Origin of the sequence: Pseudomonas putida (assembly GCF_002025705.1) — a bacterium.
Taxonomy (GTDB): domain Bacteria; phylum Pseudomonadota; class Gammaproteobacteria; order Pseudomonadales; family Pseudomonadaceae; genus Aquipseudomonas; species Aquipseudomonas putida_J.
In genome coordinates, this window is sequence record NZ_CP018846.1 from 963,223 (window position 1) to 978,102 (window position 14,880).

13 protein-coding genes and 1 rRNA gene are annotated in these 14,880 nt (G+C 62.8%); 7 read left to right on the forward strand and 7 right to left on the reverse strand.

Annotated features, from left to right (window positions below):
* Window positions 1-41: 41 nt before the first annotated feature.
* The 7 genes from rrf to BUQ73_RS04470 all read left to right on the forward strand — a co-directional run bounded on the left by rrf (window position 42) and on the right by BUQ73_RS04470 (window position 8,095).
* Window positions 42-157 (forward strand): 5S ribosomal RNA (gene rrf / locus BUQ73_RS04440).
* 292 nt (window positions 158-449) lie between these two features.
* The gene (locus BUQ73_RS04445; protein ID WP_060483672.1) at window positions 450-2,093 is read left to right on the forward strand and encodes an acetolactate synthase large subunit; all 1,644 of its coding nucleotides are present in this window, start codon (window positions 450-452) and stop codon (window positions 2,091-2,093) included.
* Window positions 2,094-2,272: 179 nt separating this feature from the next.
* Entirely contained in the window at window positions 2,273-2,827 is a 555-nt protein-coding gene (locus BUQ73_RS04450; protein WP_079226833.1) for a UPF0149 family protein, read from the forward strand.
* Between the two features lie 123 nt (window positions 2,828-2,950).
* Window positions 2,951-3,574, forward strand: a complete 624-nt coding sequence (locus BUQ73_RS04455) for a glutathione S-transferase family protein (protein WP_079226834.1) — start codon at window positions 2,951-2,953, stop codon at window positions 3,572-3,574.
* Between the two features lie 28 nt (window positions 3,575-3,602).
* A complete protein-coding gene (locus BUQ73_RS04460) occupies window positions 3,603-5,615 on the forward strand; it encodes a pyridoxamine 5'-phosphate oxidase family protein (RefSeq protein ID WP_079226835.1) in 2,013 nt (670 codons plus the stop codon).
* Between the two features lie 92 nt (window positions 5,616-5,707).
* Window positions 5,708-6,604: a LysR family transcriptional regulator gene (locus tag BUQ73_RS04465; RefSeq protein WP_079226836.1), complete on the forward strand. Its 897-nt coding sequence runs from the start codon at window positions 5,708-5,710 to the stop codon at window positions 6,602-6,604.
* Window positions 6,605-6,799: 195 nt separating this feature from the next.
* Window positions 6,800-8,095 carry an MFS transporter gene (locus BUQ73_RS04470; protein ID WP_079226837.1) on the forward strand — a complete coding sequence of 432 codons (1,296 nt, stop codon included), beginning with the start codon at window positions 6,800-6,802 and terminating at the stop codon, window positions 8,093-8,095.
* 134 nt (window positions 8,096-8,229) lie between these two features.
* Here the strand turns inward: BUQ73_RS04470 and BUQ73_RS04475 are convergent, their stop codons facing one another.
* The 7 genes from BUQ73_RS04475 to BUQ73_RS04505 form a co-directional block, all read right to left on the reverse strand.
* Window positions 8,230-9,099 (reverse strand): aldose 1-epimerase, encoded by an 870-nt coding sequence (locus BUQ73_RS04475; RefSeq protein WP_079226838.1) that lies wholly within the window; start codon window positions 9,097-9,099, stop codon window positions 8,230-8,232.
* A complete protein-coding gene (locus tag BUQ73_RS04480; protein ID WP_079226839.1) occupies window positions 9,099-10,019 on the reverse strand; it encodes an EamA family transporter in 921 nt (306 codons plus the stop codon). Before BUQ73_RS04480 ends, BUQ73_RS04475 begins: the two co-directional genes overlap by 1 nt.
* Before the next feature lie 194 nt (window positions 10,020-10,213).
* Window positions 10,214-11,494, reverse strand: coding sequence for a TRAP transporter large permease (locus BUQ73_RS04485; RefSeq protein ID WP_027918043.1), 1,281 nt, complete (start codon window positions 11,492-11,494; stop codon window positions 10,214-10,216).
* A complete protein-coding gene (locus tag BUQ73_RS04490) occupies window positions 11,495-12,022 on the reverse strand; it encodes a TRAP transporter small permease (RefSeq protein ID WP_079226840.1) in 528 nt (175 codons plus the stop codon).
* A 67-nt stretch (window positions 12,023-12,089) separates the two neighbouring features.
* On the reverse strand, window positions 12,090-13,061 hold the full coding sequence (locus BUQ73_RS04495; RefSeq protein WP_079226841.1) for a TRAP transporter substrate-binding protein: 972 nt from the start codon (window positions 13,059-13,061) through the stop codon (window positions 12,090-12,092).
* Window positions 13,062-13,135: 74 nt separating this feature from the next.
* Window positions 13,136-14,011 carry a glucurono-1,5-lactonase gene (locus tag BUQ73_RS04500; protein ID WP_079226842.1) on the reverse strand — a complete coding sequence of 292 codons (876 nt, stop codon included), beginning with the start codon at window positions 14,009-14,011 and terminating at the stop codon, window positions 13,136-13,138.
* A 27-nt stretch (window positions 14,012-14,038) separates the two neighbouring features.
* Window positions 14,039-14,845, reverse strand: coding sequence for an NAD-dependent epimerase/dehydratase family protein (locus BUQ73_RS04505; RefSeq protein ID WP_079226843.1), 807 nt, complete (start codon window positions 14,843-14,845; stop codon window positions 14,039-14,041).
* Between the last annotated feature and the right edge of the window lie 35 nt (window positions 14,846-14,880).

Here is a 14,880-nt window from a genome sequence, read left to right on the forward strand (position 1 = left end):
TTCGCTGGGCTGTCCATCTGGACATTCTGGCTACAGAATTTCTTGACGACCATAGAGCATTGGAACCACCTGATCCCATCCCGAACTCAGCAGTGAAACGATGCATCGCCGATGGTAGTGTGGGGTTTCCCCATGTGAGAGTAGGTCATCGTCAAGATTCATTTCGCAAAACCCCTATCTGCGCATGCAGGTAGGGGTTTTGTCTTTTCCGCCCTCCGGCAATGCGGCGCTTTGACGCTGCAGCCAAATGTCTTTTGTCTGTATCCTCCTATCTGCACCGTTTGTACGGTGCGACAATATTTCTCGCAAATTAACGTGACTTGTTTGCGCTAAAGCTGCGTCAAGACTTAAGTTCGGGGCAATCCTGGCCCCCGAACCGAGCGATGCCAGCGTACCGTGCTGCGCATTTCTGGACTTCCACCGTCCGATCACTTGAGGTTACAAGCAAGATGGCCAAGGCCGCCGATGTCGTTGTGCAATGCCTGGAAAACGAAGGTGTCGAGTATGTGTTCGGCATTCCTGGTGAGGAAAACCTCGACCTGCTGGAATCCCTGCGCAAGTCGAAGATCAAGCTGGTACTGACCCGCCACGAGCAATCCGCGGGCTTCATGGCCGCCACTTATGGCCGCCTGACCGGCAAGACCGGTGTCAGCCTGTCGACCCTGGGCCCTGGCGCAACCAACCTAGTGACCGCCAGTGCGTACGCCTACCTGGGCGGTATGCCGATGATGATGATCACCGGCCAGAAGCCGATCAAGAAGTCCAAACAGGGCCGCTTCCAGATCATTGACGTGTGCGGCATGATGGACCCCATCACCAAGTACACCCACCAGTTCGCCTCGGCCGACAACATTCCGGCGCGCATGCGCGAAGCGTTCCGCCTGGCTGAAGAAGAGAAGCCGGGCGCCGTGCACCTGGAGCTGCCGGAAGACATCGCCGCCGAGCAGACCGACGCCCTGCCGATCCCGCGCAGCCTGCACCGTCGCCCGCTGGCCGAGCACGTGGCCATTGAAGCCGCCGTCGAGAAACTGCAGAAGGCGCGCAGCCCGATCCTGGTGATCGGCGCCGGCGCCAACCGCAAGATGACCGCCAAGGTCCTCAAGCAGTTGATCGACAAGACCGGCATCCCGTTCATCACCACCCAGATGGGTAAAGGTGTAGTCGACGAGCGCCACCCGCGCTTCCTCGGCAACGCTGCGCTGTCGTCCGGTGACTTCGTCCACCGCGCCATCGAAGCGGCCGACCTGATCATCAACATCGGCCACGACGTGATTGAGAAGCCGCCGTTCTTCATGGTCCGTGGCGGCACCGAAGTCATCCACATCAGCTTCCGCTCCGCCGAAGTCGATGCCGTGTACTTCCCGCAGGTCGAAGTGATCGGCGACATCGCCAACGCCGTGTGGCAGATCAGCGAAGCGCTGACCGACACCGCGCACTGGGACTTCACTCGCCTCATGGCCATCCGTGAAGCCAACGAAGCGCAGATCGCCGAAGGCGCCGACGACAACCGCTTCCCGGTCTACCCGCAGCGCATGGTCGCCGACATCCGTCGCGTACTGCCGTCCGAAGGCATCGTTGCCCTGGACAACGGTATCTACAAGATCTGGTTCGCCCGCAACTACAAGGCCCACAAGCCGAACACCGTGCTGCTCGACAACGCCCTGGCGACCATGGGCGCCGGCCTGCCATCGGCAATGGCAGCGCACCTGGTGTACCCGGACCGCCCGGTGATCTCGGTGTGTGGCGACGGCGGCTTCATGATGAACAGCCAGGAGCTGGAAACCGCAGTCCGTCTGGGCATGCACATCACCGTGGTGATCCTGCGTGACGACGGCTACGGCATGATCCGCTGGAAGCAGGCCAACATGGGCTTCACCGATTTCGGCCTGGACTACGGCAACCCGGACTTCGTCAAATATGCCGAAGCCTACGGTGCCAATGGCCACCGCGTAGAAAGCGCCGAGGCCTTCCTGCCGCTGCTCGAGCACTGCATCAAGACCCCTGGCGTGCACGTGATCGACTGCCCGGTCGACTACAGCGAGAACGACCGCATCCTCAACAGCGAGCTGCGTGAGCGCGCGTTGGCGGTATAAGGCTTAACGGCTTGATCGCCGGCAAGTCGGCTTTCACAGGTTTTTTGCAGGCCCCATGGCCGTTGCAGGACCTTGTGGGAGCTGGCTTGCCGGCGATTGTTTTTGTACAGGCAACAAATCCCTCCAGCTGATCACCATGTGCTAGGGTGCACGCAAATCTTCACCCAGGACGCCCGCACATGCTCCCCGCCCTCAGCGAAAAAGAACTCGCCCGCCTCGAAGACCTGCTGATCACCTACGGCAACGACTATTCGGTGCTTAACCTGGCCGAGCTCAACGGCTTTTTCACCGCCTTGGCCAGTTCCCCGGTCGACGTGCTGCCAGAGCAATGGCTGCCCAATGTCGCGGGTGGCAAGGTACCGAAGTTCAAGAAGCCTGCCCATGAAGAGGCCTACACTGCCTTGATGCTGCGCTATGCCCACCAGGTCGCCGAGCAACTCGCGGAAAACCTCGATAGCTTCGAGCCGCTGTTCGAGGAGAGCGAAGCCGAGGAGGGGCCGGCGATCATCATGGAGGAATGGTGCTTCGGCTACATGCGTGGTACGCAGATCGCTGCCTGGGGCGAGTTGCCGCCAGAGCAGGATCAACTGCTCAAGGCTATTTCACTGCATGGCCTGGAAGACAACTTCGAGTTGCTCGATGCCATGAGTTTCGATGAGTTGCAGGCCTGCGTGCCGCACGTGGTCGAGGCGGCGCGGGGCTTGTATCGCTATCAGAAGCAGTCGCGACACTGATATTCCGATTATTTCGCAAGGCGAAATTATGGTTTGCTCCTTGCACTGATTCTGCTGCCAGCCGAATCAGCGCAGGATGGGCTCCACCACGCACCACCCCGGTGCCTTCCTGGAGCCCAACCCATGATCCAACTCTACAACTTCCCCAAATCGGGCCACGCCCACCGTATCGAGCTGATGCTGTCGCTGCTCGACCTGCCTACCGAACTGGTGTTCGTCGACCTGGCCAAAGGTGCGCACAAGCAGCCAGATTTCCTCGCCCTCAACCCGTTCGGCCAAGTGCCGGTGATCGATGACAACGGCACCGTCATTGCCGATTCCAATGCCATCCTGGTTTACCTGGCCAGCACCTACGACAAGGCTGGCAAGTGGCTGCCCCATGACCCGCTGAATGCTGCGCGCGTGCAACGCTGGCTGTCGGTTGCCGCCGGGCCACTGGCCTTCGGCCCTGCCGCCGCGCGCCTGGTGACCGTATTCGGCGCTTCGTTCGACACCGACGAAGTCATCGGCCGCGCCCACACCTTGCTCAAGGTGATGGATGCCGAGCTGGCCAAGTCGGCATTCCTGGTTGGCGATCAACCAACTATCGCGGATGTTGCCAACTACTCGTACATCGCCCACGCACCCGAAGGCAATGTCTCGCTGGAACCCTACCCCAATGTGCGCGCCTGGCTGGCTCGCATTGAAGCGTTGCCTGGCTTCGTGGCCATGCCACGCACCGCCGTCGGCTTGCAGACTAGCGTCTGAGCCGCCACCCCACGCGAGGAATGCCGCCATGGCGCAACTCCCCAACCATCGCAGCTCGCCCTGGCATGCCGGCGAGAAACGCCTGCAGGAGCAGGTCGGTGTGTCGGAGCGCATGGACGTGTTCGGGCAGAAGGTCATTCGTGACTTCATGCCCGATCAGCACCGCATGTTCTACCAGCAGTTGCCTTTCATCGTCGCTGGGGCTGTGGACTCGGGCGGCAGGCCTTGGGCTACGTTGCTGGAAGGCCCGGAGGGTTTCATCAGCTCGCCCGACCCCCGGCATTTGCTGATCCACACACAGCTGGCCAGTGACGACCCGGCAACGCCAGGGTTGGCCTCTGGCGGGGCCATCGGCCTGCTCGGCATCGAGTTGCACACGCGCCGGCGCAACCGTATGAATGGGTTGATCGCTCAGGCCGCTGGCGGTTGCCTGGATGTGCAGGTGGAACAGTCGTTCGGCAATTGTCCGCAGTACATCCAGCTGCGCGAATACACCCGCGTCGATGAACCGGCTCAAGGGCGCATCGATGCGCAAGGGCTTGATGCCAGCACGGCCGCAATGATCGAGAACGCCGACACATTGTTCGTCGCCAGCTACGTCGAGCATCCGCACGGCCAACGTTCGGTAGACGTCTCGCACCGTGGCGGTCGCCCTGGTTTCGTCAGGGTCGAAGGCAACCGCCTGAGCATTCCCGATTATGCCGGCAACCTGCATTTCAACACCCTCGGCAACCTGCTGGAAAATCCGCAGGCCGGGCTGTTGTTCGTCGATTTCATGACCGGCGATGTATTGCAGGTGACCGGGCGCACCGAGGTGCTGCTCGACAGCCCGCTGATCAAGGCCTTCGAGGGGGCCGAGCGGCTGTGGACGCTGGACATCGAGCACGTCGTGCTGCGCCGCGCAGCGGTGAGCCTGCGCTGGGTTTTCCAGGAATATGCGCCGACCAGCCTCATGACCGGTACCTGGGCCGAGGCGGAGCAACGGCTGCAGCAACGCGAACGGCAGCGTCAGTGGTTGAGCTGGCAGGTCGCACGTGTGGAGCAAGAGAGCCGCGATATCCGCTCGTTCTACCTCGCCACGACCGAGGCGGTGGAATTCTTGCCCGGCCAGCACATTCCCGTTCGTATCTCGCTGGGCGGTGAGGCGCCGCTGATCCGCACCTACAGTTTGTCTAGCGCGCCAGCCGATGGTTTCTTGCGCATCAGCGTCAAGGCGCAGGGGCTGGCGTCGCGCTATTTGCATGAGCGAGTCGGGGCCGGAGACACGCTGGAAGTGCGCCTGCCCATGGGCAGTTTCACCTTGGATAGCAACAGCGACAGGCCGATCGTGCTGATCGGCGCCGGGGTGGGTATCACGCCGCTGATCGCCATGCTGCGCGAGTTGCTGGCGACCGGGCAGGGCCGACGCATCCATCTGTTTCAGGGGGCACGCAGCCTGGGTGAGCTGCCGTTCCAGCAAGAACTGGCCGAATTGCGCGAGCAGGCCGGGACACGCTTGAGCTGGCATCGCTCGCTGAGCCAACCTGAAGCCGAAGCGGTGCAAGGGCGTGATTTCGAACACGCAGGGCGGCTGGGCATCGAGCAGGTGAAAGCGATGTTGGCATTGGATGATTACGACTTTTACCTGTGTGGCCCAGCCAGTTTCACCCAGGACTTGTACGAAGGGCTGCGCGGCGTTCATGTGCCGGATGCGCGCATTCATGCCGAAGCCTTCGGGCCATCGACCTTGCGCCGGCATGGCGATGACAACCAGCCGACGCTGCAGCAGCCACCGGCCGCCAGCGAACCGGTACCCGTGTATTTCGCCAGTTCTGCCAAGGAGGCACGTTGGGCGCCGAGAAGCGGAACCTTGCTGGAGCTGGCAGAGGCGCGCGGGCTGGCACCAGACTTCAGTTGCCGGGGTGGGTCTTGCGGTACATGCAAGACCAAGGTGTTGAGTGGGCAGGTGCATTACCCGAATCCGCCCGCCGAATTGCCAGAAGAGGGTACTGCGCTGATCTGCTGCGCGGTGCCGGCACAGGCGTTGGTGCTGGACCTTTGAGGTGTTCTGCTGCCGGCGACAGGGCCAGTGGAGGCAGCAAAAGTTGAACATATGACTGATAATCCTCGCACCCCCGATGACCAGGAACCTGCATGGACCAGATCCACCTGATGAAGGTGTTCGTCGCCGTCGGCGAGCTGGAAAGCTTCGCCGCTGCGGCCCGTCGCCTGGACATCTCACCCGCCGCCGTCACCCGTGCCGTCAGCGCGCTCGAAGAGCAGATCGGGGTCAAGCTGCTGCTGCGCACCACCCGCAGTGTGCGCCTGACCGAGGCGGGTAGCCGCTACCTGGAAGACACCCGGCACATCCTCGCCAGCATCCATGAAGCCAACGAAGCTGCGGCGGGTATCAATGCCACGCCCAAGGGCGAACTGGCGATCACAGCGCCAATCCTGTTCGGCAAGAAGTTCGTCATGCCCTGCATCGTGCGCTATCTGCAGCAATACCCCGAAGTCGACGTATCGGCGTACTTCCTCGATCGCGTGGTGAACATGGTCGAGGAGGGTATGGACGTGGCTGTGCGTATCGGGCCGTTGCCCGACTCCGGTCTCAAGGCCCTGCGTGTGGGCCGGGTGCGGCGGATGCTGTGTGCATCGCCCGAGTACCTCGCGCGCATGGGCGAGCCGCAGCACCCGTCGGACTTGCCGGAACACGCAGTGATCGCCACCACCAACCTCTCGCCCCGCGCCGGTTGGCGCTTTGGCCTGGCCGACGAGCCGACCTTGGTGCGCATGAAGCCGCGGCTGACAGTCACCAGCAACGACGCTGCAATCGCTGCGGCAGTGGGTGGGCTGGGCATCGCCCGGTTGCTGTCATATCAAGTGGTCGATGAACTGGCCAGCGGCCAGTTGAAGGTCATTCTCGCCGAGTACGAGGAAGCACCCTGGCCGATCCACGTCTTGCACCGCGAGAGCAAGTACGGCTCGGCCAAGGTGCGTTCGTTCATCGACCTGCTGGCGCAGGACCTGCGGGCTCGGCAATTGGATTGACCTTTGAGGTCGTACAACGCAACTGGATTTAACTCGGTTACGATGTTCAAGCCCATTTTTGCTGGTTATGAGTAATTGTTGTTGTACGACGACCTATGACATGGCAATCTTCACCTGAAACAATTTGTCTCATTTAGCCCTGCCGGCGCATGAGACAGATCACCCGTAAATCTAAGAATAAAATTCAGGTGAACAATGAAGATCAAAGGCATCCGTTGGTGGATGGTCAGCCTTGTCACGGCCGGGCTCGTCGTCAACTACCTCGCCCGCAATACCCTCTCGGTGGCAGCCCCTACGCTGATGACCGACCTCTCCATCACCACCGAGCAATACGCCAAGATCGTCGCGACCTGGCAGATGTGCTATGCGCTCATGCAGCCGATCGCCGGTTGGCTCATCGATTTCATTGGTACCAAACTGGGCTTTGCCGTGTTCGCCCTGGCCTGGTCACTGGCCTGTGCAGGCGCGGCGCTGGCCAGCGGCTGGCAGAGCATGGCATTTCTGCGCGGTTTGCTAGGCATGACCGAGGCTGCCGGTTTGCCGGCCGGGGTCAAGGCCACCACCGAGTGGTTCCCGGCCAAGGAGCGCTCGGTCGCCATTGGCTGGTTCAATATCGGTTCTTCGTTGGGCGCGCTGCTGGCGCCACCGCTGGTGGTATGGGCGATTCTGCACAGTGGTTGGCAGTTGGCATTCGTCATCGTCGGCATATCCGGAGTGCTATGGACGCTGCTGTGGATGCTGCTGTACAAGCACCCGCGTGATCAGAAACGCCTGAGCGACGAGGAACGTGACTACATCCTGTCCGGCCAGGAAGCTCATTTCAAGGCCGAGCGGCGCGAGAAGGGCGCCTGGAAGCGCATCTTCAAAACCCGTAACTTCTACGCGATCGCCTCGGCACGCATTCTTTCCGAGCCGGCCTGGCAGACCTTCAACGCCTGGATTCCGCTGTACCTGATGACCGAGCGGCACATGAACATCAAGGAAGTGGCGATGTTTGCCTGGTTGCCGTTCCTCGCTGCCGACATCGGCTGTGTGCTCGGGGGTTACCTGAGCCCGATGTTCCATCGCTATTTCAAGGTGTCGCTGTTCACCTCGCGCAAGATGGTGCTGGTATTCGGCGCCAGCTGCATGATCGGCCCGGCCTGCATCGGCCTGGTCGAAAGCCCGTACACGGCGATTCTGCTGCTGTGCATTGGCGGCTTCGCCCACCAGACCTTGTCGGGTGCGCTGTATTCGATCACCTCGGATTCCTTCAGCAAGGACCAGGTGGCGACCGCGACCGGCATGGGCGGGATGTGCGGCTACCTGGGGGCGGCGCTGTTCACCTTGGTGTTTGGCATCCTGGTCACACAGATAGGCTACAGCCCGCTGTTCGTGGTACTTGCGGCGTTCGATATCGTGGCGGCGGTGCTGGTGTGGAAGGTCGCGCGCGAGGTGCAAGGGGCCGCTTCGCAAAGGCCACTGGCACCGTCGACCGAGGCACTGGCGTAAGGCATGAAATGCAGGGGCCGCTTTGCGGCCCATCGCTGGCAAGCCAGCTCCCTCTTCTGCAGCAATTAGTGCGCTCCCTGTAGGAGCGGCCTTGTGTCGCGATTGGGCTGCGCAGCAGCCCCAGTATCAGGCTGTCACAATGCCTGATACTGCATCCTGAATCCCAGGCTGCTCGTTTCGCCCTCCTGCAGCAGTCTCAGCCCCGGCCGCCCGGGCAAGTGATGCGCATTGATCGGGTGGCTCACCGGCTCGAAGCAGAAAAACGGCTGCTCCTGTGGGCAGAACAACAGAAAGTGCTCGGCGCCGTTGGCGCTGCAGGCCAACCGATAACCCGCGCTCGGCTGCTCGATCACACAGTCACCAGGCCATCCGCTGAAAGCGTGATCAACCACCGCGGCCGGCAGCGTTCGCGCAGTGGCGAAGTTCCAGTTACCAGGTACCGCAGCTTGCCGGGTAGGCAGGTTTCCATCATCTGCCAGCCACACCTTGCGCGCCTCTGCGCGCAGCCTTGTATCGCCGTACCGCGGGAAGTAAGGATGCAGCCCCAGCCCATACCAGGTGGCAGCCGAGTCCAGATGCGTCACATGCAAATCAATACTCAGGCAGCCTTCGTGCAGGTGTATGTCGAGTGCCGCCCGGTAGGCGAATGGCACAGCGCTTTCGAGGACAAGGCGGGTACGTTGCTCGCTGTGATGCTCCACCTGCCAGGCCTGTTGCCAGGCGCTGCCGTGAATCGGGTAGGGGTCATGCCCTGTGTTCGGCGTGAGGGGCAGCCAGCCATCAGGGCGCAGGAAGCCGCCCTCGGCGATGCGGTTGGACCACGGGGCCAAGGGGTAGCAGCCCAGGCGCCGAGGGCTGCCGCTGGCCAGGGCCTCCTCGTCGGATGGGCGCAACAGCGCCTGCCCGGTGGCTCTGGCCTGCCAGTTGACCAGGCTGGCGCCCAGCTCGGGGGCGATGCTCAGGCGGGTAAGGCGGTCTTGCAGGTGCAGCAGGGGGACGCTCATCAGGGCCTCCGGTAGGTCAGCAGGACAATGCCGCATACCACAACGGCACCGCCTATCAGTTGCAGGCCACTGAGTTGCTGGTCGAGCAACGCCCAGCCCAGCAGCAAGGTGGCGATGGGTTCGACGTTCATCACCGGCGCGTTCTGCGCCATGTTCAGTTTCGGCACGCAGACGAACAGCAAGGTGAAGGCCACGCCATACAACACCACGAGGCTGGCCAGCGCCATCCACCCGCTGGCGCTGCCCGGCAACGACAAGCCGGCGGGCATCACGCCGCTGATGCCGGCGACCAGCATGCTGCCGAACACGATCAGCAAGGTCAGCAGGCTGCGCACGGGGCCGCGCACGCTCGCCAGCTTGTGGTCGGTGATCCACAGTGCACAAGCGAACACGCAGGCGGCGCAGAACGCCAGGCCCACGCCCAAGGCCCAGTGCGGACTGGCGTCGCCATCGTCGGCCAGCCGTGCCGGTACATCCAGCGCCAGTACCAGGCCACACAGGATCAGCCCCATGAACAGCACCGTACGCCCGCTCGGGCGGGTACCGCCAAGTGCCCAGGTCAGCAGCGCCAGGAGCATGGGGAAGGTGTTGCCCACCAGCAGCGCCAAGGCCACCGGAATGCGTGCCACTGCCGAATACAGGCACAGGCTCTGGGTGGCGATCAGCAGGCCCAGCAGCAGTTGCCAGCGCCATGTGCCGGCTGGCATGCCCAGCGGCTGGCGCTGCCACAGCACCAGGCTGGCCAGTGCCAGGAAGGTGATACCCGAGCGGCAGAGGATGGCCAGCAGTACGCCGGTGTCGTCGTCGAAGGCGATGCGTGCGGCGATGTGGTTGCCGGCGAACGAACAGGCCAGCAGGGCGAGCAGGGCGATGGCCAGCTGGCGTGGAAAGAAGGTTGCAGTAGAAGAGGGGGCAGCCATGTGCAGGATCCGTTTGCAGGGAGAACCTCGGGCTCTGTAGGAGCGGCCTTGCCGGGGCGCCGGACCGGTCGGAAAGGGCTGCGAAGCAGCCCCAGGGTATGTGCACCAATGCCGAATCCTGGGGCCGCTTTGCGGCCCTTTCCGACCGGTCCGGCGCCCCGGCAAGGCCGCTCCTACAGGTCACCCCGTTGCAGTTACAAGACCACGCTCGGCAGCCACAGCGAAATGGCTGGAATGTAGGTCACTGCCATCAGCACCAGGAACAACGCCAGGTAGAACGGCAGCAGCGCCTTCACCGTGGCTTCGATGCTCACCTTGCCAATCGCTGACCCGACGAACAGCACAGCGCCCACTGGCGGTGTGATCAGCCCGATCCCCAGGTTGACCAGCATGATCATGCCGAAGTGCACCGGGTCTACGCCGATACCGGTAATCACCGGCAGCAGGATTGGCGTGAGGATCAGGATCAGCGGCGCCATGTCCATCACCGTGCCCAGCAGCAAGAGCATGAAGTTGATGCACATCAGGATCACGTAGCGGTTGTCCGACAGGGTCAGGAACGCCGTGGTGATCTTCGACGGGATCTGCATCAGGGTCATCACGTAGCCGAAGCTGGCGGCGAAACCGATCAGGATCATCACGATCGAGATGGTCCGCACGGTACGGTGCATCAGTTTGGGCAGGTCGCGCCATTTGTAGTCGCGGTAGATGAACATGGTCACGAAGAACGACCACACTACCGCCACTGCAGCCGATTCGGTCGCGGTGAACACGCCCGACAGAATGCCGCCGAGAATGATCACCATGGCCATCAGGCCCCACAGCGCTTCACCGGCGATCTTCAACGCCTGGCGCAGCGGGATCACCTCGCCCTTGGGGTAGTCGCGCTTCTTCGCGAAGACCAGGCACAGGCCCATCATCACCGCGCTCAGCAGCAGCCCGGGCATCACCCCGGCCATGAACAGCGAAGCGATCGACACCGTGCCACCGGCCGCCAGCGAGTACAGCACCGAGTTGTGGCTGGGCGGGGTCAGCAACGCCTGCACCGAGCCGCTGACGGTCACTGCGGTAGAAAATTCGCGTGGGTAGCCTTTGCGTTCCATCTCTGGAATCAGCACCGAACCCACCGACGCGGTGTCAGCCACCGACGAGCCAGAGATCGCGCCGAAGAAGGTCGAGGCCATGATGTTGACCAGCGACAGCCCGCCGCGCACGAAGCCCACCAGCACCCCGGCGAACGCCACCAGGCGCCGCGACATGCCACCTTCGGCCATGATCGCCCCGGCGAGGACGAAGAACGGAATGGCCAGCAGCGAGAACTTGTTAACCCCACTGGCCACCTGGATCATCATCGCCTGCAGCGGGATGTCGATGTACCACGCGCCGATCAGCGCCGACAGGCCCAGGGCGTAGGCCACCGGCATGCCCAGCAGGATCAGCGCAATGAAACTGCCCAACAGAATGAACGCATCCATTTACGCCGCCCCCTCGTTTTCTTCCACCAGGTCGAACCGCACCACCTTGCGCTGGCTCTGGTCGCCCAGCAGGAGTTTTTCCAGCACGAAGATCAGTGTCAGCACGCCACCGACCGGGATCGGCGCATAGCTCATGCCCACCCGCACGCTGGGCAGCGAGGCCATGAACTGGTTCCAGGTGGTGACGCACAGCTTGAAGCCGTACCAGGTCATGAACACACAGACACCCACCATCAGCAGTTGCGTGAACACCGCCACCAGCTGGCGCAGTGGTTCCGGCAGGCGGTCGGTAACCATCGCCACTGCCATGTGCGCACCAGCGCGGTAGCTGGCGGCGGCGCCGACGAAGGTGAACAGCACCATCAGCAGGATCGAAACCGGCTCTGGCCAACTGGAGCCGGTGCCGAGTACGTAACGGGCGAAGATGCCCCAGGGAATGATCAGCGACATGGCCAGGATCGACAGCCCGGCGACCCAGATGCAGCTGCGGTACAGCGTGTCATTGACGCGCAGGAAAAGCGTTTTCATAGGCATCACCAAAGCGGCAGGGCAACGGACGTCGCACTGCCGAGGTCATCTTGGAAAAGGTCCGGGCTTACTGGACTGCGTCGATACGCTTCATCAGGTCGGCGTACTGCGCACCGTACTTCTCGCGCACCGGTGCTGTGGCGTCGTAGAACGGCTTGGTGTCGACGGTGATGAACTCGACGCCGGCGGCCTTGAGCTTCTCTTCGCTGGCGGCGGACTTGGCGTCCCACAGCACACGCTCTTCCATCTGCGCCTCGCGGGCGAGTTTCTTCACCAGCACCTGCTGCTCGGGGGTGAGCTTGTTCCAGGTGGTCTTGGACATCACCACCGGCTCCGGCAGGATCAGGTGATTGGTCAGGGTGAAGTACTTGGCGCTCTGGTAGTGGTTGTGTTCGAGCAGGGTTGGCGGGTTGTTTTCGGCACCGTCGATCACCCCTGTCTGCAGGGCGCTGAAGATTTCGCCGGTGTCCATGGCGATGCCGTTGCCGCCCATGGCATTCATCATGTCGATGAACAGCGGGTTGCCTTGCACGCGGATCTTCATGCCCTTGAGGTCTTCGAGGCTGCGCACCGGCTTCTTGGTGTAGAGGCTGCGCGAGCCCCCATCCATCCAGGCCAGGGCGACCAGGTTGAATTCGGAGTTGGTGATCTTGTCGAGGATTTCCTGGCCGATCTCACCGTCGATGACTTTGCGCATGTGCTCATGGTCGCGGAACACGAACGGCATGTTGAACACGTTTACGTCCGGCACCACCGGGCCGACGATGCCGAGGCTGACGCGGGTCATCTGCACAGCACCGATCTGCGCCTGCTCGATGACCTCCTTCTCCGAACCGAGCACGCCGCCGGCGAACATCTTGAAGGTGATTTCGCCATTGCTGGCCTGTTCCAGCTTCTTGCCCATGTTCTGTTCGGCGACCACGGTCGGGTAGCCGGCCGGGTGAATCTCGGCGAACTTGATGTCGAGGGCCGAGGCGGGCATCGACAGGCTGAAAGCGAACGGGAGTACGGCAAGAAGCAGCTTGCGTTTGAAGGTCATGGTGAAACTCCGTGGTTTTTATTATCTGGTTTCGCGCGTGAGTGTTGGGTGCTGCGGTGTTGTGCAGGCCGCGTTCAGCCGCGCCAGGCAGGTTCCTCCAGGCCTTGCACGCCTGGGCGCAGGGCGAACACGCCACCGGCCAGGGGCTGGTCGCTGAGGTCGCCGCCGGCAGGGCGGATCGAGGTGACGAACAAGGTGTCGAGGTTGGCGCCGCCAAAGGCGCACATCGCCGGCTTCTTCACCGGCACGCTGAGCGAGCGATCGAGGCGCCCGTCGGGGGTAAAACGGTGGATCTGCCCGGCGTCGTTGCCGCAGATCCAGTAGCAACCGTCGGTATCGATGGCGGCGCCGTCGGGGCGCCCGGGGAAGGCGCGCATGTCGACGAACAGCCGCTGGTTGTGTGGTGTGCCGCTGTCGATGTCGTAATCGAAAGTCCAGATCTTCTGCACGTTGGGGTGCGAGTCGGAGAGGTACATGCGTGTGCCATCAGGGCTGAAGGCCAGGCCGTTGGGTACGATCATGTCTTTGAGCTGCTGGTGCAGCCGGCCCTCGCCATCGACCCGGTACAACGCGCCAACGTGGGCGCCTTGCTGCATGTCCATGAGCATGCTGCCGGCCCAGAATCGGCCCTGGCGATCACAGCGCCCATCATTGAAGCGCATGCCCGGTTGGGCATGCTCGACCGGGCTGAACAGGCGGCTGTGGAGGCTGCCGTCAGCGTGGGACTGCAGCTGAAATATGCCGCTTTCCATACCGGCGACCCAACCCTGCTCGGTGCGGGCGATGCAGGCGAGCATCTCGTCACCCTGCCAGACCTGATGGGCGCCGTCTCGCCAGCGGTGCAGCTGGCGGGCCGGGATGTCGACCCAGTACAGCGCCTGCTCGGTAGGGTGCCACACGGGGCTTTCGCCGGTGCCGTTGCGGGCGTCGACAATCAGTTCGCAGTGCATGCTGGAGCCTCCTGGCAGTGCGTGGGTTCAGCTGAATGGGCCGGCAGCGACAAAGGCACCGCCCTGGTAGACCATGCTCGGGTCGTCGGCAGCGGGCGCGGGCCTGGCCTCTACCGATGCGCGGAACACTTCGGAGCTGTCTTTGGGCTGGTAGCCCAGGTGTGCGGCGTAGCGGTTGTCCCACCACACGGTACGGTTGTCGGAAGCGCCGTAGACCACGGTGTGGCCGACGTCGGGGGTGAACAGGCCACGTTCGATCAGTTGGGTCAGGTCGTCGTAGCTCAGCCAGGTGCTGAGCATGCGCGGGTTCTGCGGTTCATCGAACGAGGAGCCGATGCGAATGCTGACGGTCTCGATGCCGTAGCGGTCGAAGTAGAAGCTCGCGACATCCTCGCCATAGCACTTGGACAGGCCGTAGTAGCTGTCTGGCCGGCGCAGGGCATGGGCGTCGATCGGCTGGTCCTGGCGGTAGAAGCCGATCACATGGTTGGAGCTGGCGAAGATGATGCGCTTGACCCCGTGCTTGCGCGCGGCTTCGTAGATGTGGAACACGCCGCAGATGTTGGGGCCGAGGATGTCCTCGAACGAATGCTCGGTGGACACGCCGCCGAAGTGGACGATGGCGTCGACGCCTTCGACCAGTGCATGGACCGCAGCCTTGTCGGCGAGGTCGCAGGGCATGACTTCTTCATGGGGGCCGGTGGCAGGGGCCATCGGAGCGATGTCGGAAAGGCGCAGGACCTCGGCACAGCCGGTGAGGCGTTGACGAAGAACCTTGCCCAGGCCGCCTGCGGCTCCGGTGAGCAGCAGGCGCTTGAAGGGGGTGGTGGTCATGGCAGCTCTACTTGTGATTGTTGTAAGTTGTCGTA

Excerpts from the sequence above, each read along its gene's own strand:
- BUQ73_RS04445 (WP_060483672.1), top strand. The coding sequence starts at position 450 with ATGGCCAAGGCCGCCGATGTCGTTGTGCAATGCCTGGAAAACGAAGGT.
- BUQ73_RS04450 (WP_079226833.1), top strand. The coding sequence starts at position 2,273 with ATGCTCCCCGCCCTCAGCGAAAAAGAACTCGCCCGCCTCGAAGACCTG.
- BUQ73_RS04455 (WP_079226834.1), top strand. The coding sequence starts at position 2,951 with ATGATCCAACTCTACAACTTCCCCAAATCGGGCCACGCCCACCGTATC.
- BUQ73_RS04460 (WP_079226835.1), top strand. The coding sequence starts at position 3,603 with ATGGCGCAACTCCCCAACCATCGCAGCTCGCCCTGGCATGCCGGCGAG.
- BUQ73_RS04465 (WP_079226836.1), top strand. The coding sequence starts at position 5,708 with ATGGACCAGATCCACCTGATGAAGGTGTTCGTCGCCGTCGGCGAGCTG.
- BUQ73_RS04470 (WP_079226837.1), top strand. The coding sequence starts at position 6,800 with ATGAAGATCAAAGGCATCCGTTGGTGGATGGTCAGCCTTGTCACGGCC.
- BUQ73_RS04475 (WP_079226838.1), bottom strand. The coding sequence starts at position 9,099 with ATGAGCGTCCCCCTGCTGCACCTGCAAGACCGCCTTACCCGCCTGAGC.
- BUQ73_RS04480 (WP_079226839.1), bottom strand. The coding sequence starts at position 10,019 with ATGGCTGCCCCCTCTTCTACTGCAACCTTCTTTCCACGCCAGCTGGCC.
- BUQ73_RS04485 (WP_027918043.1), bottom strand. The coding sequence starts at position 11,494 with ATGGATGCGTTCATTCTGTTGGGCAGTTTCATTGCGCTGATCCTGCTG.
- BUQ73_RS04490 (WP_079226840.1), bottom strand. The coding sequence starts at position 12,022 with ATGAAAACGCTTTTCCTGCGCGTCAATGACACGCTGTACCGCAGCTGC.
- BUQ73_RS04495 (WP_079226841.1), bottom strand. The coding sequence starts at position 13,061 with ATGACCTTCAAACGCAAGCTGCTTCTTGCCGTACTCCCGTTCGCTTTC.
- BUQ73_RS04500 (WP_079226842.1), bottom strand. The coding sequence starts at position 14,011 with ATGCACTGCGAACTGATTGTCGACGCCCGCAACGGCACCGGCGAAAGC.
- BUQ73_RS04505 (WP_079226843.1), bottom strand. The coding sequence starts at position 14,845 with ATGACCACCACCCCCTTCAAGCGCCTGCTGCTCACCGGAGCCGCAGGC.